Source organism: Paenibacillus sp. FSL H7-0690 (assembly GCF_037980415.1).
Taxonomy (GTDB): Bacteria; Bacillota; Bacilli; order Paenibacillales; family Paenibacillaceae; genus Paenibacillus_AQ; species Paenibacillus_AQ odorifer.
Window position 1 is genome coordinate 712606 of record NZ_CP150281.1, and the last position, 25787, is coordinate 738392.

The window sequence follows — 25787 nt, forward strand, 5'->3', positions numbered from 1 at the left end:
ACGAAACAGTATAACCTATCTGATCTACAGGCATAGTCTAATGCATCCCTAAAAAAAGCTTTTGTCAGGAGGAACCTGCTGTTGTTTAACGATAAAGAAACTTTCAAACAGGTGTTTCGCGAGACGCTCATCAGTAAATTGGGCAAACCTTTGGAGGAAGCCTCGAATGCTGATGTCTATAAAATATTAGGCAACATGATTCGCGAGAATGCCGGGAAAAATTGGGCGGATACCAATCAAAAGTATAAGACGGATAAGGATAAGCAGGTATACTATTTTTCTATGGAGTTTCTGATCGGAAGACTTCTGGGGAACAATCTGCTGAATATGGGCGTGCTGGAGGTCGTGCGTGAGGGATTGGCCGATCTTGGTTTCTCGCTGCAGGATATAGAGGAGGTAGAAGCCGACGCTGGGCTTGGCAATGGAGGACTTGGACGTCTAGCTGCTTGTTTCTTGGATTCACTGGCCTCCCTGCAATATGCGGGGCATGGTTGCGGCATACGTTATAAATACGGCCTGTTCGAGCAGAAAATCGTTGACGGGTATCAGGTGGAACTGCCCGATTACTGGCTGCAAAATGATAATGTATGGGAAGTGCGTCGTGAAGACAAGCAGGTAGAAGTAAGGTTCTGGGGCGTGATTGAGACTCGCGAGGAGAACGGGCGTCTTGTCTTTGAGCATAGTCAATATGAGGCCGTTCGTGCAGTTCCGTATGATGTGCCTATCATTGGTGCAGATCGGCGGCATGTGAATACACTGCGCAACTGGAGCGCGGAGTCCATCACCCAGCCTACCAGAACCTTTGGCTCTTTTGCCGGATCAGACTATCATAAATTTCTGGAATATAAGCGTTCCGTAGAATCCATCTCGGAGTTCCTGTATCCGGATGACTCTCAATACGAAGGCAAGCTGTTGCGGTTGAAGCAGCAATACTTCCTCTGCAGCGCTGGCCTGCAAAGTATTCTGCGAACCTTTGGAAAGCTTGGACTCCCTATACAATCGCTGCCCGACAAGGTTGCACTTCATATCAATGATACACATCCGACGCTTGTAATTCCTGAATTGCTGCGGATTCTGATGGATGTACATGGATTAGGATGGGATGAAGCGTGGAGTATTACAACTCGTATGGTGTCCTATACAAATCATACGATCTTGAGCGAAGCCCTGGAGAAATGGCCTATTCAAATGGTCAGGGACTTGCTTCCACGTATTTTTCTTATTATTGAAGAGATCAATGCCCGCTTCTGCGGCGAGCTGATGAGTCGTTATCCCGGTGATCAGGACCGGATTTCACAGATGGCAATTATTCATGACGATCAGGTTCGCATGGCTCATCTGGCGATTGTGGCGAGCCATAGTGTCAATGGGGTAGCAGCGCTGCATACAGAAATATTGATGAAACGCGAAATGCGGCTCTTTAATGAAATGTACCCGCACCGCTTCAATAATAAGACGAATGGGATTACTCACCGGCGTTGGCTGATGCATGCCAATCCGGATCTGGCTAACCTTATCAATCAATCGATAGGAACCCGCTGGATGAGCCATCCGCAAGAGATGATTGGCTTGATTAAATATTGTGAGGATGCTTCCTTTCAGGAACAAGTAGCCAGCATTAAACGGCGGAATAAGCTCAAGTTGGCTGAATACATTTACAGCAAGCATTCAGTACATGTAGACCCCGACTCTATCTTTGATGTTCAGGTGAAGCGCCTGCATGCTTATAAGCGGCAGCTGCTAAATATTTTGCATATTCTGCATATGTACAACCAAATCAAAGATAATCCTTCGATGGATATGGTACCGCGCACGTTTATATTCGGAGCAAAGGCGGCACCAAGCTATCATTTGGCGAAGCGAATTATCAAGCTGATCAATACTGTGGCGGAGGCTGTCAACAAAGATCCGGATGTTAAAGGCAAGATTCGTATCTTTTTCCTTGAGAATTATTCGGTATCTTTGGCCGAGAAGATCATTCCTGCTGCGGATATTAGTGAACAGATTTCTACAGCGAGTAAAGAGGCTTCCGGTACGGGGAATATGAAGTTTATGATGAACGGTGCATTAACCGTAGGTACGATGGACGGTGCTAACGTGGAAATGCATGAGATGGTAGGGGACAACAATATGTTCCTGTTCGGTCTTCGTGCTGAGCAGGTAATGGATTATTATCAGCATGGCGGCTATCACGCACGTGATATCTACAATGGGGATAGCCGTGTGAAGGAAGTATTGGATCAGTTGGTTAATCCGGGACCTATATGCTGTCATGGTGCGGAGTTTGAGACCATTTTCCATTCTCTTTTGGATAATAACGATGAATTCTTTGTGCTTAAGGATTTCGCAAGTTATGTCGAGACTCATGTCGAGATTGACCGGGCATACCGCAACCGTCAGGAGTGGCTGAAAAAGTCTATTATAAATATTGGTCATTCCGGTAAATTCTCAAGTGATAACACGATTAGCCGCTACGCCGCGGAGATTTGGAATATCAGTCCGGTACGGCTATAGGCTCAACAAGAATAGGCTGTCTTATAAGTAGGAGATTCCTACAAATGAGACAGCCTATTTCTTATGCTCTATAGGGCAGAGCTGCTTTAGATAACTTCCGATACCAGGGCTGCGAACCGCTCCAGGAACCGGCGTTCCTCATCATCAAAACGATCTTTCAGCGGACTGTCGATATCGAGTACGCCAAGCAAACGATCATCCTTGATCAGCGGGACAACAATTTCGCTGTTTGAAGCGGCGTCACAGGCGATATGTCCCGGGAATGCATGCACATCTCCAACTACTAACGTGCGTCGTTCCGCAGCAGCCGTTCCGCAGACTCCACGAGACAACGGGATGCGGATGCAGGCAGGAAGACCTTGGAAAGGCCCGAGCACAAGCTCCTTGCCATCAAATAAATAAAAACCGGCCCAATTCGTATCCGGCATAGCGTGTTTAAGCAGTGCCGAAGCATTGGCCAGGTTGGCCGTAGCACTTGGTTCGTCCTTTACTAATGCTTCTAGTTGGATTAGAACCGCTTCAAACTGCTCGTTGCGTGTTCCATCGTAAGGCATAGCTTGAAACATGAAGCATCACCTTCCTGTACTTTAAATTCAAATATGAACTCATAACTGTAATTATCAACATAGTACAGCTAGACATAATACGTCAAGCGACAATACCAATCTGTAACAATATGGAATGTTCCTTGAAGTCCATGAAATGCGGAACAGCCACAATAATGTTTCCGGGGATCGGTCAGAGGGTAATGCTAGTATAAATACCGAAGGCTATATAGCCGGAAGAGGTGGAATATGCGCGCTGATGTACAGAACTTGTTCATAGGAATTCATATGCTTTATTGTGCACGGGATAAAGATGTGACGATCTCAGAGATGCTGCTCGGACTTGAAGATCTGGGGTATCGTGTAGGAGAACGCGAAGTGAAACAGGAATTGGAAAAGCTGACACTGGACAACTTTCTGACTGCCCATACCGAAGGGTACAGTATTACGGGGACTGGAATTGAAGAGTTCAAGGATATTCGAGCCAAACTTCAGGTGTTATGCAGTGAAGTTATTCATGAAGCGGAATGAAATCATTGTAGTTAAGTTGAATAAAAAGCGTCTGTATTTAGGGAGTGTTTGCTCCCTGCTGCAGACGTCTTTTTACGTTAACGCGTAGAATTTGTTCTTTTCAATGTTAAAGAATTTAGAACTTTTATCTTAAGGATATACTCTTGAATGATGTATAATTGATAAGTTGAAGGGGGGCAGAGACTTGTATATCTGCAATGGAGTGATACCCACACTGGTCGGCAGTAGAGTGAAGCTGTGTGCTATGACTACTGAACATGCTTCAGCATTGTATCAGATCTGGTCTCATCCAGAGGTCACCCGCTGGCTGGGGGCTCCAGCATTATCCTCTATCGAAGAGACTAAGCAACTGATTGCATTTTTATCACAGATGGCTCAGGAAGAGGACAGCTTACGCTGGAGTATTGTAGGACCCGGAGGTGAAGTTATAGGGAGCTGCGGGTATAACTATTGGCAGTTACAGGGAGCTTACCGCGGGGAAATTGGCTGCGATCTGGCGCCTGCCTTTTGGGGGCTTGGATATATGAAAGAAGCGCTTGGTTTAGTGCTCAACTTCGGCTTCAATAGGATGGGGCTGAATCGGATAGAAGCGCTGTGTCATCCTGATAATAATCGTGCGGAGAGGCTGGTTCAAACGCTCGGCTTTCAGAAGGAAGGTATACTGCGTCAATATCGTCAAACACCTTCTGGCTTTCAGGATGTGACTCTACATGCGCTTCTGCGTGGGGAATGGCAATGATTTGATTACATAAAGAGAGGGTTTGGAACATTGAAGTCAACAGGGGATTTAGAACGTAAATTAATACTGATAGGGGTGCTGCTAGCTACCTTTTTGGCTGCGATTGAAGGAACGGTAACAGGACCAGCGGGTCCAGCTATCGTAGGTGAATTTCAGGGAATGCAGTGGCTTAGCTGGATATTCACTTCTTATTTGCTGGCAATGGCTATTACTACTCCTATTTTCGGCAAAATCAGTGACCTCTTTGGACGCAAGCCGGTGTTCATGTGGGGGGCAGCTGTTTTTTTATTAGGCTCATTATTATGCGGTATTTCGCAAAGTATGGAGCAGCTGATCCTGTTCCGGGCAATACAGGGGATTGGCGCGGGTGCGCTCATTCCAATGACCTTTACCATTATCGGGGATATTTACAGTATTGAAGAGAGAGCGAAGACACAAGGATTACTTAGCTCTGTATGGGGGATTTCCTCTTTGGTAGGCCCTCTTCTTGGAGGATATGTTGTAGATTACCTAAGCTGGCGCTGGGTATTTGTCTTTAATCTGCCATTTGGTTTACTAGCAATGGTATTTATTGCCCGTTATTTGAAGGAAGAAAAGGTACGCCGGAAAGCACAAATTGATGTGGCAGGGGGGCTGCTGTTCGCTGCTGGTATGGGCGCATTACTCTTCGGTCTCTCCACAGGAGGACAGAATCTGGAGTGGACATCCCCACTGCTAATTGCAACTCTAAGTGTGGCTGTTATCCTGCTAGTCTTATTTTTCTTTGTGGAGCGTCGTGCTCCTGAACCTATGTTGCCGCTGGGTCTATTCTCGAACCGCAATATCGCAGTATCTACAGGCGCTAACCTGCTGGTAAGCACATTAATTATTGGGCTTTCTACGTATGTGCCATTATGGGTGCAGGGTGTATCCGGAAAAAGCGCCGCCATCTCAGGTTTGCTACTGGCGCCGATGTCGGTAGGCTGGATGTTTGGTTCGATCGCCGGAGGGCGGATGATTCTAAAAGCAGGTTCGCGTCGAACCGCAATGCTTGGATTGATTATGATCGCTGCCGGGGCTATTGGTCTGGCTTTCTTAACAGGGGAGTCTTCACAGCTGCTGCTCTTATGCTTGATGCTGGTCTGTGGAGTTGGCTTTGGGTATTCTTCTACAGTCTTTACGATTATCGCGCAGTCCTCTGTTGCGTATGAGCAACGGGGAGCATCTACAGCGCTTAATGCGTTCACGCGTTCTTTAGGACAGACTGTTGGGGTGGCTATTTTTGGTTCCTGGCTGAACTTGAATATTGATAAGCTGTTAAGAAAACAACCAGATTCGAACATCTCAGGAGATGATATTAATAAGCTGCTTGGATCACATGCAGGAACCAACCTGTCTGGGGAAGTATCAAACAGTCTGCGTGATGCTCTTGAAGGTGGTCTTCATTCATTATTTATCGTAATGGCAGTTTTCGCTGTTTTGTCGCTGATAATTTCCTGGGGTTTGCGCAAGGGTGTGCCTTCAGTAGAGGATGCTTCATCGTCCTTGAAAAAGGCATAACTTAAAGGTAAATAGCGTTAAAATGTGCTTGATCCATACGAATTGACTTCCTGGAGTGGCGTACGGAGTGACGCATGGAATGACGCAGGGACTGACACATGGAATGACGCAGGGACTGACACATGGAATGACGCAGGGACTGACACATGGAATAGCGGACGGAGAGACACATGGAATGACGCATGGACTAACGGACGGAGTAGCACATGGAATGACGTATGGAGTGACACATGGAATCACGCACGGAGTGGCGAGCGTAATAACACGCGAGATTGACTTGAACTTTAGAGTAGAGCGTCGGTGGAAGCAGTGGAAGCAATCGTTAGGCAAATTTAGTTGTATTTTGTACAACTATAATCCTGCCGTTAACTCTTCAATGGATATAGCTGTATTTAGTACATCTATTTTCTTGATTTACTCGCCTAGGGGTACTTTTTCTGGTTTTTAATTGTACAGAATACACTTAAAGTTAGAATAATCCGATTTGCATACGAAATAGCTGTATAGAATGCAGTTATTCCTTTAGCTACTGCTCAGGTTCCCATCAAGATCGGGCGCTGAAAATATAGCGGGTTATATCAAAAGTGGATTTTACTGAGAGTGGTAGTTACGGTCAGCTAGAAGGGACGTCCAATCGGAAGTGTGCTTGCAAGTCATGCGAATAAGGATGATGATGATCCGAGGTTTGCCAAAAGCGGACCTCAAGGTCCGTCTTCGGCATCGACTTACTGCCCTAACTGATCAGTTCCCAACTAATGTTCGGCTAACGGAGGCTGTAAAAAGGCACTCAAATTTTGCTCAGAGGGGTCATAAGGACTTATATCATCTGCTCAAGTAAGCCGGCGCAGAACAAAAAAACCAATAGGCGATTCTCAAATAAATCGGAGAATCGCCTATTGGTTTTCTTTTTACCATTAACAGAAATCAAGAATAGCTTGTCTGTAACACATAAATAAGCGACTCTTACTTACGAGGAAGAGGGGATAGCTTCTCAGCTTGTAGACCCATCTTTTTGAGCAGAACAATCATTTGTTCCTTCTCATCATCATTCAGACCGCTGAAAGCAAGATGCAGGCGTTCTGAATATTTCGGATACATCTCATTCATGAGACGTTCACCTTCCGTAGTCAGCTCCGCAAAAATCACACGGCGGTCGCTCGGACAAGGCTTACGCTGCAAATAGCCGCGTTCCTCAAGCTTATCGATTACATAAGTAACGTTGCCACTTTGCAGCAGCAGCTTGGCGCCAATTTGTTGAATGGGTTGTGGTCCCTTATAATACAACACTTCCATAACGGCAAAGGCAGTCGGATTAAAACCTTCAATTTTGCTGCCGGTAACAGCATGTTCATTAATGCTCTTAAAAGACTTGGCAAATACCCGGTACAAATGTAGTGTTAATTGCGTATCACGTTCGTAAGATTGTATCATGCTTCTCCACCCTCTATCGTTAATCATGTGTGAACTCATCGCACAGTTTGCAATCAATAGTCATTAGTGCACGGGTTACCTGTGCAACGAACCTTGAGATAACCTTAGAATACGTGAAAGAGCGAATGAAGAACATGTGATTTGTCACAATGAGCACACTTTTAATTATTAAAAATCAAACAATTTTTTGAATACGATAAAAACGAAGGTTTTTTTGATTTCAGTCTTTGAAAGGATAAGAATTTCAGTCTTAGGTTCAAGCGCTATTTACGCCTTCAGACGGATGATTGATGTTCTCCAATATTTTACTATTACTTCATCGAGAAATAGTAACGGGGAGTGAAGTAAGATGGAGGAACAGCTGGCTCATGATTCAAAAGAAGGAAAGCTGACGGCGAATAAGCCCTTTATGCTGCTTATTGCCGCACAGCTTGTATCGAATGTGGGAGACTGGTTGCATATCCTAGCACTACTGACAATGGTAGGTTTTAAATGGAATGCTACACCGTGGGAAATTACGGCTATATCTTTATGTATGGCTGTGCCGTTGCTCTTAGGAGGGCCGTTTGCAGGTTATTTAAGTGATCGTTTTAACCGCAAGGCGCTGATGATTGGTTCGGATCTAGCTCGTGCCGGAATCGTTGTTTGTTTGGTATTTGCAGGTTCTCTCTGGCAGGTATATGTCCTGCTGGTGGCTAAAGGGATCATGGATGTACTCTTTTCACCAGCCAAAAGCGGAAAGCTCAAGGAGCTTGTCCCTGCGGCCCAGATGGATAAAGCCATGGCGCTTAGCTCATCTATTGAACAAATAACCAAAATTGTAGGTCCTGCTCTAGGTGGACTGCTGGTTGCCGCATTTGGTATTGCCGCTTGTTATGTGATTGACTCGGCTACCTTCATTTTATCGGCGGTCATCTTAATAGGACTGCCGCGTGCGGCTGCACTGAAGAAAGATGCAGCAGAGGATAGCACAGGGGAGAATGGTGCTCGGAAGTCTTTTCGCCAAGAAATGTCGGCGGGTCTGCAGGTGATCGCGGGAATGCCTGTAGTACTTTGCGGGATTGCTATGCTGGTGCTAGTGCTGCTAATGCTACAAATTGGTGATTCGCAGATTGTAACATTATTCCGGGAAATTCCGGGTGTGAACGGTGATCTGCTGGGTTGGTGTGTGGCAGCCAGTGGTCTTGGCACCTTACTGTCAGCCCTGCTTGTAAGCCGTATAGGCAGTGGTAAACATACGCTCGTCTTTATGGGATTGGGAGCTGTAATTATGGGGGTTGTTTTCTCAAGTGCAGGAATTGTAACTGCCAACGGTCAGGCTGGATTATGGATGAACATCGCTTTATTTGGTTCTTTTATGTTTGCTGGTGTGGGAGCAGGCCTTGCATTCATTCCCTTCAATTCTATGCTGCAACAGCGGACCCCTGCGGAATACACGGGCCGTGTATTTGGAACTATAGGCAGTCTAACAAGTGCGGCTGTTATCTTGGGACCTGTGGCCGGTGGGGCTTTAGTTACAGCGTCAGGACCTGTCCCGGCTTTCATTCTCTCTGGTTTGCTTACAGCCCTGCTCGGAGTGTTACTGTTAATGCTGCGTGGTAAAATCGAGCGTAGAGATGAAGTGGCAATTAAACGTGAAGAAGAAATTTCAGCAACAAATAACCTAGAGCTTCTCGGACAGACCTCTCTTTAATGGGAGGTTTCTTTTTAAATATGAGAGTAGTTCTCTGAGCTGTGAAAAAATCAGTTTGCTTCCTTGGAGAAAGTATATATAGTACGATTAGAGAAGCTATCTTTCTGGATTGGAATTTCGATAATAATATTCATTAGAAATATTTAGGAGTTGGCGAATATGGAGAATGTAGAAATAACAGGGGATACCGAGAGCGACGAAGAGATTGTACTCGATGTTGAGATCGATGAAGCAGGCTATGAAGCAGGTGCCCCATGCATATTCGATATTTCATTTCAGGTGCGGCGTGGACAGCTGCTCGGACTGATCGGACCAAACGGTGCGGGAAAAAGTACTACAATCAAAACACTGCTCGGTTTGCTTAAGAATACCAAAGCTAAGGTCTCCTTTAATGGAGTTAATAAATCCTATGCTTATGTACCGGAGCAGCCGGTGTTTTATGAGGACCTGACCTTATGGGAGCACTTAGATTTGGCTGCTGCTGCTTATGGACTAAAATATGAGCAGTTTCAAGAAACGGCGGAGAGGTTACTGAAGCAGTTCGGCATGAATCATGTCCGTGATGATCTTCCAGCTGGCTTCTCTAAGGGTATGAAACAGAAAATGATGCTGATGCTTGGCTTTTTGGTGCAGCCGGATGTTTATATTGTGGACGAGCCTTTTATCGGCTTGGATCCTCGGGCCACTAAAGATTTCCTGCGGCTGCTGGAAGCGGAGCGGCAGCGCGGAGCTGGTGTATTAATGTCTACGCATGTATTGGATACTGCTGAGAAAATTTGCGATGATTTTGTGCTGATCTCGGGTGGCAGGGTTGCCGCTGCAGGAACGCTCGAAGATATACGTGATTATGCTGGGTTGCCGGAGGCGTCGTTGTTTGATTGCTTCGACGAACTGACATGAGTAAGCAGAAGCAGCGAGGGTTTGCTTTTCCTACCTCCAAAAAGCTATTCTGGCGGCGATTATTTTCTCATTGGCGTGAGCAATCTGCTATTATTCGTACGGCTGCCGATTGGACTGTGCTGTTATATATACTGATTCCCGGGGGATTTCTGGGAGGACGGTTATATTACGGGTTCTGGAACGAGGCATTGCCAGCTTGGAGTGGAGATTTGCCGTTTATGCTGATTCCTTCATTATTTGTGCTCCTGCTCTGTAGAGGGGGACTGGTGCTATTATTGCAGGAAGGCGATCTATTATTTCTAAGACAACGGCAGCGATGGATAAATACGATCATGTTCCGCGGGTTGCTGTACAGCCTGATCGTAACATCGTTGAAGTTCTGTGCAGCTTTTGTGCTGTTATTACCTTTTCTGGTTCGGGGATATGGAATGCTGTCATCGGAGGTATGGGCGCTGTTCGCTCTGACTTTGACATGTAGCTGGTGCATTAAATTACTTGGGCATATTGTAAAAGTACAAAAGCAAGGCTGGCGGCGCTGGCTGTGGCTGATTCTGGCCATCTCCGTTCCTTGTGGGATTTATTTCCGTGCAGCTACGTTTTGGAACAACAGTCCAGTTTTTATGCTGCTGATTGCGGCACTCTTTGCAGTCGTAGCGGTAATCGCTCTTCAGCGGCGTATAGTGATGCGTGGGACGTTCATGAACGATGTGCGTGAAGATTATAAGCAGCGGATGAAAATAGCGGCCCTATTACTCCGCGGCGTACTGGATAAGCCACGTCCGACCCGCCATAAGCCGTGGATTTTCCGGAAATCACAGCCTTTGCTAAAATCAAAAACTGCCGAGAGCCGTTTCTCTGCGGCAGCGATTAAGGCCCTTGTACGGAATCCTGCCCATTTAAAGCTCTACTTATCGTTTACTGCTGTGTCCCTTCTAGCGATATTTATCATTCCTTCAGGGTTCAAATGGCTGGGCTTTATAGTTTTAGTTTCTCTCATGACCAATTGGCTGTTGTCGTTCTGGTCGTTATTCGTGGGAGATGATTACATCGGAATTCTGCCGTTTACGAAGGAACAAAAAGCCGAAGCGGGGCTGCGTGCGGTCCCTATCTTACTGCTTCCTTTTTCAATCATTTGTTCTGCGCTGATCTGTATTTCCTTATACGGATGGTTTGGGATTATTCTGTTCATCCCGCTAGGTTATATCGTTGCACTGTTTAGCTCAAGAATATTTGGAACTTTTCGCTTAGCGAAATAAAGATATAAATAGAACGGAAGAGTGCCCCATAAGCCGTGAAAAGGCTGCTGGGGCACTCTTCTTTTTTTGTCTTGATTCGATCTATTGCAGCACGCACGTACGTACGAGGTACCTAGCTAGCCTATGGGACACAGCTGCCCCTAAACATACTATTTTTCCACTTTTGGGATGCTAACGGACTCCATAGTTGCTATTGCCATGAAAAACACCATATATGAGCCTCGTTATAATGAATAGCGTCGTTGGAGTCCGAAACACTGCCCATAAGGTGATAAATTCGCCAATAACGTCATCTGGGTCCGAAGCCGCAGTAGCTGATTAGGACAGACGCTCCACATAGCAGCTGAGGAACCCAAAACAGAGGAGCGATTCTCCAATTAATGAGAGAATCGCGCAGACCGCCATTTTCAAAGTAGTAAGCTGCTTGGAGGATATTCACGTTGCATTAGAGATTATCCCAGTCGAATGTCAGCAGCGTGCTTGCCTGCTGTATATCCTGTTGAGAAGGCCGCTGTTATATTGTAGCCTCCTGTATAGCCATGGATATCGAGTACCTCGCCGCAGAAGAATAACCCCGGCATAAGCTTCGATTCCATTCTTTTGGGATCGATCTCCTTCAGGTTTACCCCGCCCCCGGTAACAAAGGCCTCGGATAGGGAACGGGTGCCATGCACATAAACCGGCATGCGTTTTAAAATCCCAGCCAACAGAAGCAATCCATTCTTGGAGACGTGATGACCGGTTGTATCCCCATCTAAGTCAGCTTTAGTCAGCAAGAGGGGGATGAGACGCTCTGGCAACAGCCCTTTTAGCGAATTGCGGATTGCTTTCTTTGTCTCCTGATCCAGCTTATCCTGCAACATAGATTCTACTTCCTGTGCGTTCAGATCAGGGAAGAGATCGATGGACATCTCCACCGTATCTGTGCCGGATTTACGTTGGACCTGTCTCAGAAATTGGCTGCACCGCAGTGCAATGGGTCCTGATAATCCAAAATGGGTGAATATCATATCTCCTCGATGAGAGATGACCTTCTTTCCTTTAGGATTCCACACAGTGAGGGCTACATCACGTAGCGACAGGCCTTGCAGCTCGCCGGACTTAATCCATTCTTCCCGTGAAAGAATCGGCACCTCTGTCGGAAACAGCTCGGTGATCGTGTGCCCTGCGGCTTCTGCCCAAGGGTAGCCATCTCCAGTGGAGCCGGTCTGTGGTACAGACTTGCCTCCGGTGGCGATGATAACAGCTGTGCAGGCGATCGTCTTGCCCGAGCTCAGCTGGACTCCCTTAACAGCCCCTTCGTTATAGATTATTCTTGAGACGGGACTGTCGGTCATAATCTGCACGCCTAGACTCCGTACTTTGCTAATTAAGGCAGATACGACACTAGAGGCCTTATCGGAAACGGGAAACATCCGCCCGTTATCTTCTTCTTTTAATGCAATGCCTAAACCTTCAAAAAAGGCGATGATATCCTGGTTATTAAAATGGTCGAAGGCACTATACAAAAAACGCCCGTTTCCTGGAATATGGGCGATTAGCTCGTCTCTTTCCTTGACGTTGGTAACATTGCAGCGTCCGCCACCGGATATTCCGAGCTTTCGGCCTAGTTTTGCTCCCTTGTCGATTAGCAGAACGGATGCCCCGTGTTCTGCAGCGGCCACGCTTGCCATTAGACCCGAAGGGCCGCCCCCAATGACGATCACATCGTAATTGCTCATGAAATTTTACTCCTTTACATGTTAAGACACGGAAGCGATTTCCGCGGGTATTCCTAACGGAATCATACCATTCTGATTCACATGTAACCAGTCTTGTCCAATCATTAGGTGATTATCGTTGTCAGGAGAGTAATCCTGTGCTTTAATCTAAGCATGTAGGGTAATTTGTCCATTTTGGGGTGTGATTGTAATTATTGGTGCGGTTAAGGATATCTTATTGCAAATATCGGCAGCATGCTCCTTTCTTTTTCTTTTTCAATGGTGGGTGGACCGTAGATTTGTGACTCGGAAAAAGGGGAAGCTCCCAAATGATCAGACCTTTTTAATTTTGGCGTGTACGTTTAGTCTTATCCTGTGCTCTCTTCTTTCGACAACTCTGTTTGGTGTAGCCTATTTGAATTTAGGATTAATCCCTGCGTATATTGGTATTTTATATGGAACTACCCGTTCGGGCATTTTGCTGTCCATTTTCTTGCTTATCTGCAATGTAATCATCGCGGAGCCTACAGGAATCAGTAACGTGATATTGAATTCAGGGGTTTTATTATATCCGCTACTGTTTGGACTGGCCAAACCTTTTAAGAAAGGTACAGTAGTTGAGAAGATCGGTATGTTATGGATGATTCTTTGTCCAAGCATGCTATTTATTGCGTTAGTCCCGATTATAGGCGGGGAAAATATATATGAATCAAATTCCGTACAAGCATTTCTAATTACGGTGTATCTGTTTTTTACCATCGCGCTAGGTGGTGTTTTTGTATATTTTGTTGAGATGGTTAGAAGTAGATTGCGGGATAAAGTACAAATGGAGAGTATCAGTGAAAGTTTCCAGTGGGAGTCCGAGAAGCTGCAGCAGATTACCAATGTAGTCCCTCTGAGTATTATGTCTCTGGATGAACACGGAGTTGTAACTGATCTTAATGATTGTATGTTAGGAATGATGAGGACTCATTATCCCAATTTGCGAAAAGAGGATATTATTGACGAACCGGTAAAAAAGTTTTTTCACAGCTCAGTGGATACACAGGCCTATATGCGGGTAAGTGATAATATCCGCTCTAAACGGCGTTCCAGTGAAAAAATGATTCATGAGTCGCGCATCTATCAGATTTATTCAGCGCCGTTAATGCATAAGAGCTCAGGGGTAACAAGTGGTGCTGTAATTATTGTGCAGGATATGACCAATGAGGAAAAACTACGTGTAGAGCTGGATCATGTGGAACGTTTGAGCTTGGTCGGGCAGATGGCTGCTGGAATTACCCATGAGATTCGTAATCCTATGGCGGTAGTTCGGGGTTTTTTGCAGCTGATGAGAGAAAAGAGTGCTCAAGAATTGGATTCTTATTATCAGATTGTGATGGAAGAGCTGGACCGCGCTAATAGTATTATTAATGATTTTTTATCCTTGGCACAGAGCCGGGTTTCTGATAAAGAGAAGGTGCTGCTGCACCATATTATAGAAGAAGTTAGTCCATTGCTGTGGGCTGATGCTAATCTTCGCGGTCAAAGTGTGGAACTGAAGCTGAGCCCATCACTGCATGAATTGGAGCTAAATGTCCGGGAAATCAAGCAGCTTATTCTCAATTTAGGACGTAATGGTATGGAGGCTATGGGACCCAAGGGGGTGCTGACGCTGGAGACACGCAGTACTCATGATAAAGTGGAGTTGATTGTCACCGATAGCGGCGTTGGTATGTCAGAAAGTCAACGCGAGAAGCTGTTTTTACCCTTTTTTACGACGAAAATTCAGGGAACAGGTCTAGGCTTATCCTTGTGTCTTAGTATTGTGGAGCGGCATAACGGTAAAATAAATGTAGAGTCTGTAGAAGGAGAGGGCACGGTATTTACGATCTCCTTCCCATTGAATAAGGAGGAACCCAGCGAGGTTCGCTCTTAGATTGAATCACCCTCTACAGCATCTCTTGCTTTCACAGAGTATGAATGTATAATAAAGTTAGTAAGTACTGCTGTAATATTATCTGACAAACAGTTGAAAAGTGAAGGAGAGTGCAGAGAAATGTCCATGTCTTTTAATCAATATATGAGAGATTCAATTCAGCCTATGCGTGATGACCTGACAAGTATCGGGTTTCAGGAGCTTATGACTCCAGAAGAGGTGGAAGCTACTCTTCCAACCGCAAAAGGAACATCGCTTGTAGTCGTAAATTCGGTCTGTGGTTGTGCTGCTGGACAATGTCGTCCAGGTGTAGCTCAGGCTTTGCAAAATGAAATCACTCCGGATCACTTGTTCACAGTGTTTGCAGGTCAAGAGAAAGAAGCTACTGCTAAAGCACGTGAATATTTTGCTCCTTATCCGCCATCCTCACCTTCCATCGCACTGATGAAGGATGGAGAACTCGTTCACTTTATTGAACGTCATGGCGTAGAAGATCGTTCGGCTGCTGAAATTGCTGCTGAATTGAAAGAAGTCTTCAATCGTTTGTGCCAGTAAAAACAGTTATTCCATATAATCTCGCATCAGCCGGCAAATCGGCTGCATGCGGGATTTTTCAAAATATAAGAGCAATAATGGGATAGAATATGCTTAGAAGCATGAGCTTCGTTTGGGTGGATATTTTGATGGATATGGAACCATTTCTGATGGAACGAGGTGTGTTTGGTGAGTTTACAGAAGGAAATTATTGCGGATCTTGGCGTGAAGCCAACGATTGATGTAGAGGTTGAGGCACGCAAACGGGTTGATTTCTTAAAGTCGTACGTGCTGAACGCAGGGGCTAAAGGATTATTGATCGCCATTAGTGGTGGAGTGGACAGTGCGGTAGCCGCGGGTCTTTGTAAACAGGCTACGGACGAGCTGTCGGCAGAAAAAGGCACAGAGTATATGACGCTTGGAGTATTCCAGCCTTATGGGGTTCAGGAAGATATTCAGCACAGCTACGATGTTGCCAAAGCTTTTAATCTGACTCATACTGTGGAGACCAACATTGAGGAAGCGGTAAATGAAATTGCCCTTGAAGTTGAGCATGGTCTGAAATCAATAGGCCAACACCGCCATATGACGCATCAAGGCAAAGGAAATGTTAAAGCCAGAACACGTATGGTTATGCAATATGCACTCGCTTTTGAGAACAATCTAATTGTAGTAGGAACGGATCATGCTTCTGAAGCGATTACTGGCTTCTACACGAAGTGGGGCGATGGCGCTGTAGATATTACACCACTATCCACACTTAATAAACGTCAGGTACGTCAATTGGCTGCACATATCGGTGTGCCTGCGGATATTGTCACAAAAGCACCTACGGCGGGCTTATGGCCGGGTCAGACGGATGAAACCGAGCTGGGCATTACTTATGACGATAACAGCGACTATCTGGAAGGTAAACAGGTTAACCCTGAAGTAGCTGAGAAGCTTGAGAATTATTACCGGAGAACGGCACATAAGCGTAATGTTATTCCGGGGATTTAGAATAGGTTGAACTAGAAATCGCCACGGGTCTGCGTAGCAGCAGAGCTCGTGGCGGTTTTTGTGAGTTGGATAGCTGGATAGACTAAGAAGAATAATTATTCTGTAAGCGTAAGTGTCTGATCGATAAAATTAGTTGTCGCAGCAATCGCGAACTCTAATTGCGGAGTCGTGCCAGCAAAAGGATGCACAGTGTTGAACGTATGATTACCCTCAGGAACCTGCACCCAGCTAATATCTGGCCGAAGTTTGATGAGATGCTCAGATCCTTGGCGGAGATGTACTCCATCTTGACTGCCTTGAATAAGGACAACTGGGAAGGACGCTTTCTGTATGCGTTCAAGGATGTTATAGCGTTCTTTGTTGTTCTCCATGTCTTCTAAAATTACAGCATCCAGCGGCATTTGTTGGCCAGTACGTCCATTAAGGACATAGGTTCTTCCTGTTTCCTTCATCTGCTGCTTTTGTTCTTCCGTCAGCAAATCGAGTTTCGTAACCCCGTTCCAGGAGATTACTCCGCTGATCTCATTGGGATGATCAAGCGTGTAGACCAAACAAATTCCCCCTCCGAGACTGTGGCCGAGAAGGAATAACGGCAGGCTGCCGAATTTCGGGTGTTGACTAAGATAGGACAACAGGATTTCCATGTCCTTCAAGCTGCGGCGATAGGTGTTGCGGGCGAACTTCTCAAGCTCAGTGAAATGCAGCAGATCTTCCCCGATGCCAGCATGAGAGAAGTTAAAAGTAATTACTTCATGCTCTTGGCTGAGAGTTGTGGCTATGTAAGGAAACATTCCCCAATCTTTAAAACCTTTGTAGCCATGGGCTATAACTATAACGCTTTTGGCTTTGCCTTGGGCTGGGAAGTGTGAGCAGCGGAGAACAGCTCCGTCTCCGGCAGGTATTTCAAAATTACGATGATTCATAGGGTAATCCCCTCTCCATATATAAAAATGAAGTAAATCAGCTAGTCTATCGTGAAGTCGCTAAATAGTCTTATTAGACTTAGAGCGCATTTTCTTTTAAGATAGCAGAAAGAATCTTGCAGGACTATTACTTTTAATAATACTTCATATGATTGATCATACCATTATTGAAGCAAAATGGGATACACGTCCATAAGGAGCGTGAAGTGTTGATTTACGGAATCGGACATGATGTGTTAGAAATTGAACGAATCTCAGAGGTAATAAATAGAGGACTGGGTAAGAAATTTAACCAGCGGGTCTTAACAGAGCAAGAATATCAACTTGCTGAAGAGCGAAGCGGGAGGTTGGCTGAGTTCGTAGCCGGACGTTTTGCTGCCAAGGAAGCAGTTGTGAAGGCTTTAGGCTGTGGCATCGGCAATGTAGTTGGGTTTCAGGATATTGAGATATTGCCTGATGCTAAAGGAAAACCAGAGGTAACTTTATCGTGTGAAGCTTGGAGCAGACTAGATCTGCCAAATGGACAGAGGTACACCATTCATCTTACGATAACACATGGTCGTGATTTGGCTTCGGCTTTTGCTGTCGTGGAAGGGCCAGGTTCATAAATTGAACCCTGATTATAGAAGGGCAAGGAGCGTTATAATGACACAACAAGATCTACAAGTTCAAGACGAACAGGAGTTGCGGGAGGCTAAGCAATATTTCAGCTATCATTTGCTGGAGTGGTATCAAGGGCAGAAACGGGATTTGCCTTGGCGTCGGCACCGCAATCCTTATTATATTTGGATTTCTGAAATAATGCTGCAGCAGACAAGGGTGGATACGGTAATCCCGTATTTCAATCGGTTTATCGAAAGGTTTCCTACCGTGGAGTCGCTCGCCGATGCACCAGAAGAGGACGTGCTTAAGTGCTGGGAAGGCTTAGGTTATTATTCTCGTGCTCGCAATATACAGCATGCGGCCAAACAGGTCAAAGAGCTGTATGGCGGGCAGGTGCCGAATGATCGCGAGGCTGTGTTCAGTTTAAAGGGAGTGGGACCTTATACGGCAGGGGCTATCCTTAGCATTGCGTTCAATCGGCCGGAGCCAGCGGTCGACGGCAATGTGATGCGGGTGTTGTCCCGATACTTCCTGATAGAGGATGATATCGCCAAGGGACCCACCCGCGTAAAAATGGAGCGCCTGGCAGCTGAACTGATCCCGGAGGGGGAAGCGGCATCTTTTAATCAGGCGCTGATGGAGCTTGGGGCACTCGTATGCACTCCTAAATCACCGCGCTGCTTAACCTGCCCGGTGATGGAGCATTGCGCCGCGCGCCTGGCGGGCTGCGAGACCTCGCTGCCCGTCAAGACCAAGGCCAAGCCGCCGCGCCCTGAGGAGCGGCTGGCGGCCTTAATCGAGGGCCGCGGTGCCCACGCGGGCCAAGTACTCATCCGGCAGCGGCCACAAAGCGGGCTGTTAGCCCGCATGTGGGAGCTGCCGCACTGGCCGGCACCGCCTGTGGAAGGCGGCGCCAAAGGCGCGCGGCTGCCGGAAGCGGCGGCGCTGGACCGGCTGCGCCGGTCACTGCGGGAGGCCGGGATCTCTGCCCGGCCTGAGAAGCACTGGATGGCTGCTGAGCATATCTTCAGCCATATCGTGTGGACGCTGCAGGTGTACCGCTGCAGCGAAGAGGACGCCCTTCCGCTGCCGATAGCGGCAGAAGGACGGGCGGTGTACAACGCGGATGCGGACTTATTCTCGGGGATCGACAGCAGCATGCCTATCGAGAGATTTGAGGACGGGACCGCTAGTCCAGAGGATGGCGGAGCAGTGCGCTGGATCAGCCGCGAAGACATGGCTAACTATGCGTTCCCTAACGTTTTTCTGAAGCTACTGAACCTTTATTTTGATGAGCAGGAAGAGCGGGCGAAGCTAGAGAAGTAGGAGATTCGCCGTGTTGCGTTGCTAAAGTGCTAAATGTACAAAACCTGAGTTTGATGTATGCACCTAAGTAGGGTCGTATGCACCTAAGTAGGGTCGTATGCGCCTAAGTAGGGTCGTATGCTTCAGTCTCTTCGTAGCAAATATTTGTTTATTTGGTTCAGATTAGTTCAGTCTTGTTCCAACTAAATTCTTCTGGTGTTCTATGGCTACGAGAGTGGTAAAGATTTAATTAGGGAATTCTTCCCTGAAAATAGGTCGATTTGGCTTGTAATTGATCATTTTAGGGAAAACCTCCCTAATAATTGGGGAAATATCGGTTTTATGCCCAAAACGGATGATTTTTAGGGAGTATTTCCCTAATTACTCGTGTTTATGGAGTATATCGCAGAATTTTAGGGAGTTATTCCCTAATCTATTGCTCAGCGACTCCAAACGCAGATTCTCGTAAGCCGAGTATAGATTTATTGCGATTTATTGCGATCTCTTCCGATTTATTCTCATCTATACCGATCTATTCTGATCTATACCGATCCAGCGCATCCATTTAAGCGACGCAAGGGGCGTGAAATGCGGTGTCTGGGAGGATCTCAATCAATCAATCTTTATCTTTATCTCTCTATATCTCCAACCTAAACAAAGAAGGTATCCCTTAGCCTATTCGGCTCTGAGATACCTTCTTTTTTAGTTAAATGGCATAAGCCAAATGGAATTTCTTATTTTGCGCTTTCGTAACGTTTGCTAACTTCTTCCCAGTTTACTACGTTCCAGAACGCTTTGATGTAATCAGGGCGTTTGTTTTGGTAGTTCAGGTAGTAAGCGTGCTCCCATACATCCAGTCCGAGGATTGGAGTAGCGCCTTCGCTGATTGGGTTGTCTTGGTTAGGTGTGCTTGTTACTGCCAGTTTGCCATCTTTAACAACTAGCCAAGCCCAGCCGCTGCCGAAACGAGTAGTTGCTGCTGCTGCGAAATCTTCTTTGAATTTTTCGAATCCGCCCAGTTCTTTATCGATAGCTTCAGCCAATGCGCCAGTTGGTGCGCCGCCGCCGTTTGGTCCGATAACTTCCCAGAACAAAGTGTGGTTAGCGTGTCCGCCACCATTGTTGCGAACAGCAGTACGGATAGCTTCAGGTACAGCGTTCAGATCTGTAAGAAGCTCTTCAATGCTTTTGCTTTGCAATTCAGGTGCTTTTTCCAAAGCTGCATTCAGATTAGTTACATATGTGTTATGGTGTCTGTCATGGTGAATTTCCATCGTCAATGCGTCGATGTGTGGTTCGAGTGCGTTGTTCGGATAAGGAAGTGCCGGTAATTGAAATGCCATGGAAAAATCCCTCCTGAGTTATATTAGAATTTTGTTATAGATAAAGAATTCTGGCGAACTAACGTCAAAATCCTTTATTGTAAATATGTACTATAGGGTTTCGCCCAATAGGATACTTTAATTAAACCGTATCTAGACCAATAATGCAACACTAAACAAACATAAATGTTTATAAAGTATAATTGGAGAGGGAAAGGGTTTTACAATTGTATTTAGAATGTTAAAATAAATAGTCCCTAACCTATAGACATATATCCTTATTAATACCCTTTTAATGAAGAAATGAACCCCATCCGAAATGTAAACGCTTGATATTAAGCGCTTTCAAAAGAAAAATGATGATATCACGAGAAAAGTGTGCTTTAATAGATTTAAAAGCAGGTATTCCTCGATATTTGATGCTTTTTTTTATTTTCTCTATGTTAAGGGAACCCCTTCTTTTTGTTAAATTCATAAGCCATAGACAAGGGAGATTTTAAAGAATGCACGTTCGTTCCTTTCAATTAAGCGACGTTAGCCCTGTGACTGATTTGCTGCAAACCGCATTATCGGAAGAGTGTTTCGAGAACACTATCGAGCCTTTCTCCAGGCAGCTTTCTTGGGATTCAGATCTCATTGTAGTTGCGGAAGATGAAGAAGAAATTGTTGGAGCACTGATTGGTACAATTGAGAAAAACCACGGTTGTTATTTCCGGATTGCTGTACATCCTGATTATCGCCGCAGAGGAGTCGGTAGAAGTCTGGTATCAGCTATGGAATCCAGGTTTCAAGCTCGTAAAGTCAGTGGTATCTATGTAGCCGTCGATGAGCATAATTCTTTTGCTTTGCCGTTGTATGAAGCTATGGGATATAGCGAGAATCAAATCTTCAAATCTGTCCGGAAGCTGAGCATTGTTGGGTAATTTTGATCACTCAGCTGCGAAAGCGGAAACATTTTCTAGAAAAAAGAACTATAGCTGACGATATAGTCTGTTTCATTCATACTCGAGCGTATTTTCCAGAAGTCCATTGCTAATGGCTGGGAGATATGCTTTTTTATTGTTATAATATCTGCAAGTATAGACTTCAATTATTGAGAACAGAGGTGACATATTGAATCAGGAGCCCCAAGTAGATTACACGAGAAATAGGAAACAAAGACATAGATCCTCCAGATCCAAGACTACCCTGGGCGGTCGTTTGGTCTCGGAAATGAAGGATTGGCTGCTTACAGCTGTGATTGTTTTTGCTGTGATGTCTGTTCTTAATGTTTTTGTGTTCAATATATCAACGGTTAAAGGTCAGTCTATGCAGCCAACGCTCTGGGAGGGTGAGAGGCTCTTCATTAATAAAATTTCATTGCTCTTCGTAAATCCAAAGCATGGTGATGTTGTCATTCTTCATGATCCAAGTACCGGACCTAGTCATAAGGAGTATTTAGTGAAGCGAGTGATTGGCATACCTGGAGATATCATAGAGGTACGGAATCATCAGTTATACGTGAATGGAAAAATAGTGAATGAGCCCTATATCGATACTGAGATTGAAGATCCGGATTTTGCAGCGTTAACCGTGGAAAGTGGCAATTATTTTGTAATGGGCGATAACCGTCATGCTTCAGCCAGCAAGGACAGCCGTTACTTCGGCTCTATTTCACAGGATATGATTGTCGGCAGGGCTGATTATATATGGTGGCCTCTGTCAAAACTGAATAGATTATAAGAAAGTCAGCGAAGATATGAAAGGAGAAGGCGGAAATGACCAATACATTTCAGTCATCGTATGCTCCCCCGCCTTCCAAGTGGGCACAGCTTAAAGCAGAGATTCAGGAGGCTGCGACATCACTCGGTATTGATGATATCGGGTTTACAACAGCAGAACCTTTTTTATATTTAAAAAATATACTGCAAGACCACCGGGACAAAGGATATGAATCTGGCTTCGAGGAACCCGATCTGGATAAAAGGACAGTTCCAGCATTGTCTTCTGGAGACAAGCCGTTATCTATTATTTCGATTGCAGTGGCTTACCCTTCTAAAATGGAGAACCCTCCTAAATCTGAGCCGGGTGCACGTAGAGGCATCCTCGCCCGGGCATCTTGGGGCAGGGATTATCACCATGTGCTGAGGGAAGCCTTAAGTAAGCTAGAGGAATTTATTCACGAGCGTGTACCAGAGGCTGTGCTGGAAAGTATGGTGGACACTGGTGTTCTAGTAGATAGAGCGGTAGCGGAAAGAGCGGGAATAGGCTTCAGCGGCAAAAACTGTTCTATCATCTCGCCCAAATGGGGATCTTGGATTTATCTTGGGGAAATGGTTACGAACATTCCTTTTGCTCCGGATGAACCTGTTGAAGAAGGCTGCGGGGAGTGTACCAAGTGTATTGATGCTTGTCCGACCGGAGCGCTGGTGGGTCCGGGTCAGCTTAACGCACAGGCTTGTATTTCTTTTTTGACGCAGACTAAAGGGTTCCTCAGCGAGGAGTATATGACCAAGATCGGCAATCGTCTATACGGCTGTGATACTTGCCAGATTGTATGTCCCAAGAATAGAGGTAAGAACTGGAATCATCGCCCTCAGATGCAACCTGATCCTGAAATTGTGAAGCCGCTGCTGCTGCCGATCCTTGATCTTAGCAATCGTGAGTTCAAAGAGAAATTCGGCAATAGCTCAGCAGCCTGGAGAGGCAAAAAGCCGATGCAGCGAAATGCGATCATTGCCCTAGGCAATTTTAAGGAAGCCGGGGCTGTGCCAAAGCTATCAGAGATTGTTCTGAAAGAGCCGCGGCCAGAGATGCGGGGCACTGCTGCTTGGGCGCTTGGACGTATTGGCGGTGATGAGGCTCTAGCGGCTGTAGAAGCGGGTTTAGAGCGCGAGGAGGATAGCACGGTGAGGGAAATGCTAAGCCGGGCGCAGGATGTGCTCCTTACTGGGAAGAAGGCACGGGAGGACAGCGATATTAATGGAGGAAAAAGTTCATAGACAGGTTGCATATTGCCAATTGCTGTCCAGTTCCCGAAATGCTATGATAGATTCGCGTGCCATATGGCGATGCAGACAATAGAGTGTAGAGGTGGGCTTTAGATGAGTATCGCATTACCTATTATTACATTGGTCGTAGGTCTCATCGGTGGTTTTTTCATCGGTGTATATTATCTGCGCAAACAAATGACAAACATGCAGAATGATCCTGAAATGCTGCAAAAGGTTGCAAAGCAAATGGGTTATAACCTGAACGGGAAGCAAATGCAGCGTGCCCAGCAAATGATGAAGACTCAGGGACAGCCAGGTGCGCGCCCAGGAGCAGCTAAAGGGAATAAACGTAGAAGTAAGTAACCGGGTCCGGATAACATGTATACGGGTGCGGAAGGGGGAGACATCATGGGGAACATCAAGGAATATGTGAACGGTAAAGTTGCAGAGAACCGTGAGCAAATCGAGTATCACGTTGAGAAAATATTAGAATTAATCGGTGAAGATACCGGCCGCGAGGGACTGCTGGAAACACCGGCACGTGTTACGCGGATGTACGAGGAGATATTCGGCGGTTATTCGATAGATCCCCGCGAGGCGCTCGGCGTTACTTTTGATGAGTCTCATGAAGAGCTAGTGATCGTTAAGGATATCGTCTATTACAGCCAATGTGAACACCACATGGCTCCTTTCTTTGGTAAAGTGCATATAGGATACATTCCGAGCGGACGTATTGCTGGACTCAGCAAATTAGCTCGGCTTGTTGAAGCAGTAAGCCGGCGTCTACAGGTTCAAGAACGCATTACGGCGCAAATTGCTGATATTATGACGGAGGTGCTAGGCCCCCACGGTGTTATGGTTGTTGTGGAGGGAGAACATCTGTGTATGTGTGCACGCGGAGTGAAGAAGCCAGGCAGCAAAACGGTAACTATGGCTACTAGAGGGGTCTTCCGTGAGGATGCCGCCGCTCGTGCGGAGTTTCTAAGCTTGATTAAGGAATAAATATCGGGGTGCATACCTCGAAATTGGAAGGACCCATCGTTCACGTAATGTGAATGATGGGTCCTTTTTGGTCAGGGTGTGGGAATAAGAGTGATGTTCACTGTGAATTGAAATAATATCAAAAAGGCTTCCAGGCCAGTTTACTGGCAGCAGCATAACGTTCTGAGACGTAAGGCCAGTTAACGACCTTCCACCAATCCTCAATATAATCGGCCCGATTATTCTGATGTTTAAGGTAATAGGCATGCTCCCATACATCCAGAGCCAGTAACGGAACCACGTCCCATTGTGACAGGTTCTGATGTTTCTCCGCAGTCAAAATCTCCAGTCTATGACTGCGTGGACTCCAGACGAGAATAGCCCAGCCGCCACCTTCAACCTTATTCGCAGCTTCTGTGAACTGTTTCTTGAAGCTGTCATAGCTGCCGAAGCTTTGTTCAATGGCTTCCAGTAAGGCTCCAGTTGGACGCCCGCCACCTTGTGGAGACATTACGTTCCAGAATATTGTATGGAGATAGTGGCCTGCCCCATTAAAGGCTAGCTCCCGCTCCCAATGCTTAACGAGATCGAAATCTCCTTTCTTGCGAGCCTCAGCTAGCTTGTTCTCTGCTTTATTTAGTCCATCTACATAACTTTGATGGTGTTTATCGTGATGAATCCGCATGGTTTTCTCATCGATGTATGGTTCCAGCGCATTATAAGCATAAGGCAATGGAGGCAGCGTATGTCCGCCAATTGGCACAGCACTCATTTCACGAATATCAAGGATAGTATCTGTAGAAGGAATAAGTCCCTCATTCCGCGTGACATTGTCCTCTTCTGTTCTTACGACATAGTCGGCTGCTGTATAATCTCTCATAATTTGCGTGAGCTGTCCGGGCGAGCTCAGAGTGTGCAGTACGGCAAGGAAATACTCTGATTCGCGAATAATATGCAGGATCACAGTGGTTGCAAGGGGGACGGCTTTGACGGCTGCGCTACTTTCCATAATGGCAAAAAGCTGCCGAACAAATTCTTGGGATTGGGTACAGGAGATATGCAGCAGTTTTTCTGTTTCCGCAGTGAGTTCAGCCTGACTTGGTGGAGAAGCAGAGAGGGCAGAATTCAATAACTGCTGAGCGGCCATCTCTGTGGCACCGAAGACCACTGCCCATTCATCCAGCAGTTTAACATAGGGTTCCTCCAGGTTAGGTACGATTGCTTTGATAACCTCGGTATGCTCTTTCTCTTGTGTTTTCCAGAATACGATTTCTTCTAAAATACGTACTGGCAGCATCGGCCCGTATACATATAACATTCCAAGAAAACCTCCCGTGATATGTCTTCATCAGTCCATTATATGTGTGCTCATGATAGCTTAT

General features: G+C 46.0%; 23 protein-coding genes and 1 pseudogene. 18 read left to right on the plus strand and 6 right to left on the minus strand.

The annotated features are described in order from the left end of the window. Positions 1–81 precede the first annotated feature (81 nt). Positions 82–2514 (plus strand): glycogen/starch/alpha-glucan phosphorylase, encoded by a 2433-nt coding sequence (locus MHI32_RS03260; RefSeq protein ID WP_076193750.1) that lies wholly within the window; start codon positions 82–84, stop codon positions 2512–2514. Positions 2515–2600: 86 nt separating this feature from the next. On the opposite strand, the gene MHI32_RS03265 is transcribed toward MHI32_RS03260, so the two are convergent. Continuing rightward, a complete protein-coding gene (locus MHI32_RS03265) occupies positions 2601–3080 on the minus strand; it encodes a GAF domain-containing protein (protein ID WP_036676791.1) in 480 nt (159 codons plus the stop codon). A gap of 228 nt (positions 3081–3308) precedes the next feature. Here MHI32_RS03265 and MHI32_RS03270 point away from each other — a divergent pair, with 228 nt between their 5' ends. The 4 genes from MHI32_RS03270 to MHI32_RS03285 all read left to right on the plus strand — a co-directional run bounded on the left by MHI32_RS03270 (position 3309) and on the right by MHI32_RS03285 (position 6316). Then, complete coding sequence (locus MHI32_RS03270; RefSeq protein WP_036676794.1) at positions 3309–3590, plus strand: hypothetical protein; 282 nt, start codon at positions 3309–3311, stop codon at positions 3588–3590. Positions 3591–3774: 184 nt separating this feature from the next. Then, positions 3775–4329: a GNAT family protein gene (locus tag MHI32_RS03275; RefSeq protein ID WP_076279657.1), complete on the plus strand. Its 555-nt coding sequence runs from the start codon at positions 3775–3777 to the stop codon at positions 4327–4329. A 30-nt stretch (positions 4330–4359) separates the two neighbouring features. Next, positions 4360–5868 (plus strand): MDR family MFS transporter, encoded by a 1509-nt coding sequence (locus MHI32_RS03280; protein ID WP_340011875.1) that lies wholly within the window; start codon positions 4360–4362, stop codon positions 5866–5868. Between the two features lie 79 nt (positions 5869–5947). Beyond that, on the plus strand, positions 5948–6316 hold the full coding sequence (locus MHI32_RS03285) for a hypothetical protein (RefSeq protein ID WP_340011876.1): 369 nt from the start codon (positions 5948–5950) through the stop codon (positions 6314–6316). Between the two features lie 515 nt (positions 6317–6831). Here MHI32_RS03285 and MHI32_RS03290 read toward each other — a convergent pair. Then, positions 6832–7299 (minus strand): MarR family transcriptional regulator, encoded by a 468-nt coding sequence (locus tag MHI32_RS03290; RefSeq protein WP_036676802.1) that lies wholly within the window; start codon positions 7297–7299, stop codon positions 6832–6834. Between the two features lie 349 nt (positions 7300–7648). Here MHI32_RS03290 and MHI32_RS03295 point away from each other — a divergent pair, with 349 nt between their 5' ends. From MHI32_RS03295 to MHI32_RS03305, 3 genes are all read left to right on the plus strand, one after another. Continuing rightward, positions 7649–8992, plus strand: a complete 1344-nt coding sequence (locus tag MHI32_RS03295; RefSeq protein WP_340011877.1) for an MFS transporter — start codon at positions 7649–7651, stop codon at positions 8990–8992. A 159-nt stretch (positions 8993–9151) separates the two neighbouring features. Beyond that, entirely contained in the window at positions 9152–9892 is a 741-nt protein-coding gene (locus MHI32_RS03300; protein ID WP_036676805.1) for an ABC transporter ATP-binding protein, read from the plus strand. Then, positions 9871–11148, plus strand: a complete 1278-nt coding sequence (locus tag MHI32_RS03305; protein ID WP_340011878.1) for an ABC transporter permease — start codon at positions 9871–9873, stop codon at positions 11146–11148. The genes MHI32_RS03300 and MHI32_RS03305 overlap by 22 nt, the downstream gene beginning before the upstream one ends. 452 nt (positions 11149–11600) lie before the next feature. On the opposite strand, the gene MHI32_RS03310 is transcribed toward MHI32_RS03305, so the two are convergent. After that, entirely contained in the window at positions 11601–12869 is a 1269-nt protein-coding gene (locus MHI32_RS03310) for an NAD(P)/FAD-dependent oxidoreductase (protein WP_076305669.1), read from the minus strand. A gap of 394 nt (positions 12870–13263) precedes the next feature. On the opposite strand from MHI32_RS03310, the gene MHI32_RS03315 reads away from it, so the two are divergent. From MHI32_RS03315 to nadE, 3 genes are all read left to right on the plus strand, one after another. After that, on the plus strand, positions 13264–14766 hold the full coding sequence (locus MHI32_RS03315) for an ATP-binding protein (protein WP_139330153.1): 1503 nt from the start codon (positions 13264–13266) through the stop codon (positions 14764–14766). A 120-nt stretch (positions 14767–14886) separates the two neighbouring features. After that, complete coding sequence (locus MHI32_RS03320) at positions 14887–15321, plus strand: BrxA/BrxB family bacilliredoxin (protein ID WP_036676813.1); 435 nt, start codon at positions 14887–14889, stop codon at positions 15319–15321. A gap of 168 nt (positions 15322–15489) precedes the next feature. Further along, the gene (gene nadE, locus MHI32_RS03325) at positions 15490–16299 is read left to right on the plus strand and encodes an ammonia-dependent NAD(+) synthetase (protein ID WP_076124401.1); all 810 of its coding nucleotides are present in this window, start codon (positions 15490–15492) and stop codon (positions 16297–16299) included. Between the two features lie 95 nt (positions 16300–16394). On the opposite strand, the gene MHI32_RS03330 is transcribed toward nadE, so the two are convergent. Further along, complete coding sequence (locus MHI32_RS03330; RefSeq protein ID WP_076124399.1) at positions 16395–17222, minus strand: alpha/beta fold hydrolase; 828 nt, start codon at positions 17220–17222, stop codon at positions 16395–16397. A gap of 209 nt (positions 17223–17431) precedes the next feature. On the opposite strand from MHI32_RS03330, the gene acpS reads away from it, so the two are divergent. Continuing rightward, positions 17432–17830 (plus strand): holo-ACP synthase, encoded by a 399-nt coding sequence (gene acpS / locus MHI32_RS03335; protein ID WP_076124398.1) that lies wholly within the window; start codon positions 17432–17434, stop codon positions 17828–17830. Positions 17831–17867: 37 nt separating this feature from the next. Further along, positions 17868–19151: an A/G-specific adenine glycosylase gene (mutY, locus tag MHI32_RS03340; protein WP_076124396.1), complete on the plus strand. Its 1284-nt coding sequence runs from the start codon at positions 17868–17870 to the stop codon at positions 19149–19151. 713 nt (positions 19152–19864) lie between these two features. Here mutY and MHI32_RS03345 read toward each other — a convergent pair. Further along, the gene (locus tag MHI32_RS03345) at positions 19865–20473 is read right to left on the minus strand and encodes a superoxide dismutase (RefSeq protein WP_076220025.1); all 609 of its coding nucleotides are present in this window, start codon (positions 20471–20473) and stop codon (positions 19865–19867) included. Between the two features lie 482 nt (positions 20474–20955). Here MHI32_RS03345 and MHI32_RS03350 point away from each other — a divergent pair, with 482 nt between their 5' ends. From MHI32_RS03350 to folE, 5 genes and pseudogenes are all read left to right on the plus strand, one after another. Continuing rightward, entirely contained in the window at positions 20956–21375 is a 420-nt protein-coding gene (locus MHI32_RS03350; RefSeq protein ID WP_036676822.1) for a GNAT family N-acetyltransferase, read from the plus strand. 190 nt (positions 21376–21565) lie between these two features. Next, positions 21566–22174, plus strand: a complete 609-nt coding sequence (gene lepB, locus MHI32_RS03355; RefSeq protein ID WP_076101394.1) for a signal peptidase I — start codon at positions 21566–21568, stop codon at positions 22172–22174. A 35-nt stretch (positions 22175–22209) separates the two neighbouring features. Next, a pseudogene (queG, locus tag MHI32_RS03360) lies at positions 22210–23364 on the plus strand (tRNA epoxyqueuosine(34) reductase QueG); the annotation flags it as partial. A gap of 171 nt (positions 23365–23535) precedes the next feature. Further along, complete coding sequence (locus MHI32_RS03365) at positions 23536–23787, plus strand: YneF family protein (protein WP_036676828.1); 252 nt, start codon at positions 23536–23538, stop codon at positions 23785–23787. Between the two features lie 45 nt (positions 23788–23832). Beyond that, a complete protein-coding gene (folE, locus tag MHI32_RS03370; RefSeq protein WP_036676830.1) occupies positions 23833–24426 on the plus strand; it encodes a GTP cyclohydrolase I FolE in 594 nt (197 codons plus the stop codon). Positions 24427–24544: 118 nt separating this feature from the next. Here folE and MHI32_RS03375 read toward each other — a convergent pair whose 3' ends face one another. Beyond that, the gene (locus MHI32_RS03375; RefSeq protein ID WP_076138416.1) at positions 24545–25723 is read right to left on the minus strand and encodes a Fe-Mn family superoxide dismutase; all 1179 of its coding nucleotides are present in this window, start codon (positions 25721–25723) and stop codon (positions 24545–24547) included. Positions 25724–25787 lie beyond the last annotated feature (64 nt).

What these genes read in the sequence shown, in the direction of transcription:
- MHI32_RS03310 (WP_076305669.1), bottom strand. Translation starts at nt 12,869, where the DNA reads ATGAGCAATTACGATGTGATCGTCATTGGGGGCGGCCCTTCGGGTCTA.
- MHI32_RS03285 (WP_340011876.1), top strand. Translation starts at nt 5,948, where the DNA reads ATGACGCAGGGACTGACACATGGAATGACGCAGGGACTGACACATGGA.
- MHI32_RS03365 (WP_036676828.1), top strand. Translation starts at nt 23,536, where the DNA reads ATGAGTATCGCATTACCTATTATTACATTGGTCGTAGGTCTCATCGGT.
- MHI32_RS03300 (WP_036676805.1), top strand. Translation starts at nt 9,152, where the DNA reads ATGGAGAATGTAGAAATAACAGGGGATACCGAGAGCGACGAAGAGATT.
- mutY (WP_076124396.1), top strand. Translation starts at nt 17,868, where the DNA reads ATGACACAACAAGATCTACAAGTTCAAGACGAACAGGAGTTGCGGGAG.
- MHI32_RS03330 (WP_076124399.1), bottom strand. Translation starts at nt 17,222, where the DNA reads ATGAATCATCGTAATTTTGAAATACCTGCCGGAGACGGAGCTGTTCTC.
- MHI32_RS03270 (WP_036676794.1), top strand. Translation starts at nt 3,309, where the DNA reads ATGCGCGCTGATGTACAGAACTTGTTCATAGGAATTCATATGCTTTAT.
- MHI32_RS03375 (WP_076138416.1), bottom strand. Translation starts at nt 25,723, where the DNA reads ATGTTATATGTATACGGGCCGATGCTGCCAGTACGTATTTTAGAAGAA.
- MHI32_RS03290 (WP_036676802.1), bottom strand. Translation starts at nt 7,299, where the DNA reads ATGATACAATCTTACGAACGTGATACGCAATTAACACTACATTTGTAC.
- MHI32_RS03350 (WP_036676822.1), top strand. Translation starts at nt 20,956, where the DNA reads ATGCACGTTCGTTCCTTTCAATTAAGCGACGTTAGCCCTGTGACTGAT.
- MHI32_RS03295 (WP_340011877.1), top strand. Translation starts at nt 7,649, where the DNA reads ATGGAGGAACAGCTGGCTCATGATTCAAAAGAAGGAAAGCTGACGGCG.
- folE (WP_036676830.1), top strand. Translation starts at nt 23,833, where the DNA reads ATGGGGAACATCAAGGAATATGTGAACGGTAAAGTTGCAGAGAACCGT.
- MHI32_RS03345 (WP_076220025.1), bottom strand. Translation starts at nt 20,473, where the DNA reads ATGGCATTTCAATTACCGGCACTTCCTTATCCGAACAACGCACTCGAA.
- MHI32_RS03320 (WP_036676813.1), top strand. Translation starts at nt 14,887, where the DNA reads ATGTCCATGTCTTTTAATCAATATATGAGAGATTCAATTCAGCCTATG.
- MHI32_RS03265 (WP_036676791.1), bottom strand. Translation starts at nt 3,080, where the DNA reads ATGTTTCAAGCTATGCCTTACGATGGAACACGCAACGAGCAGTTTGAA.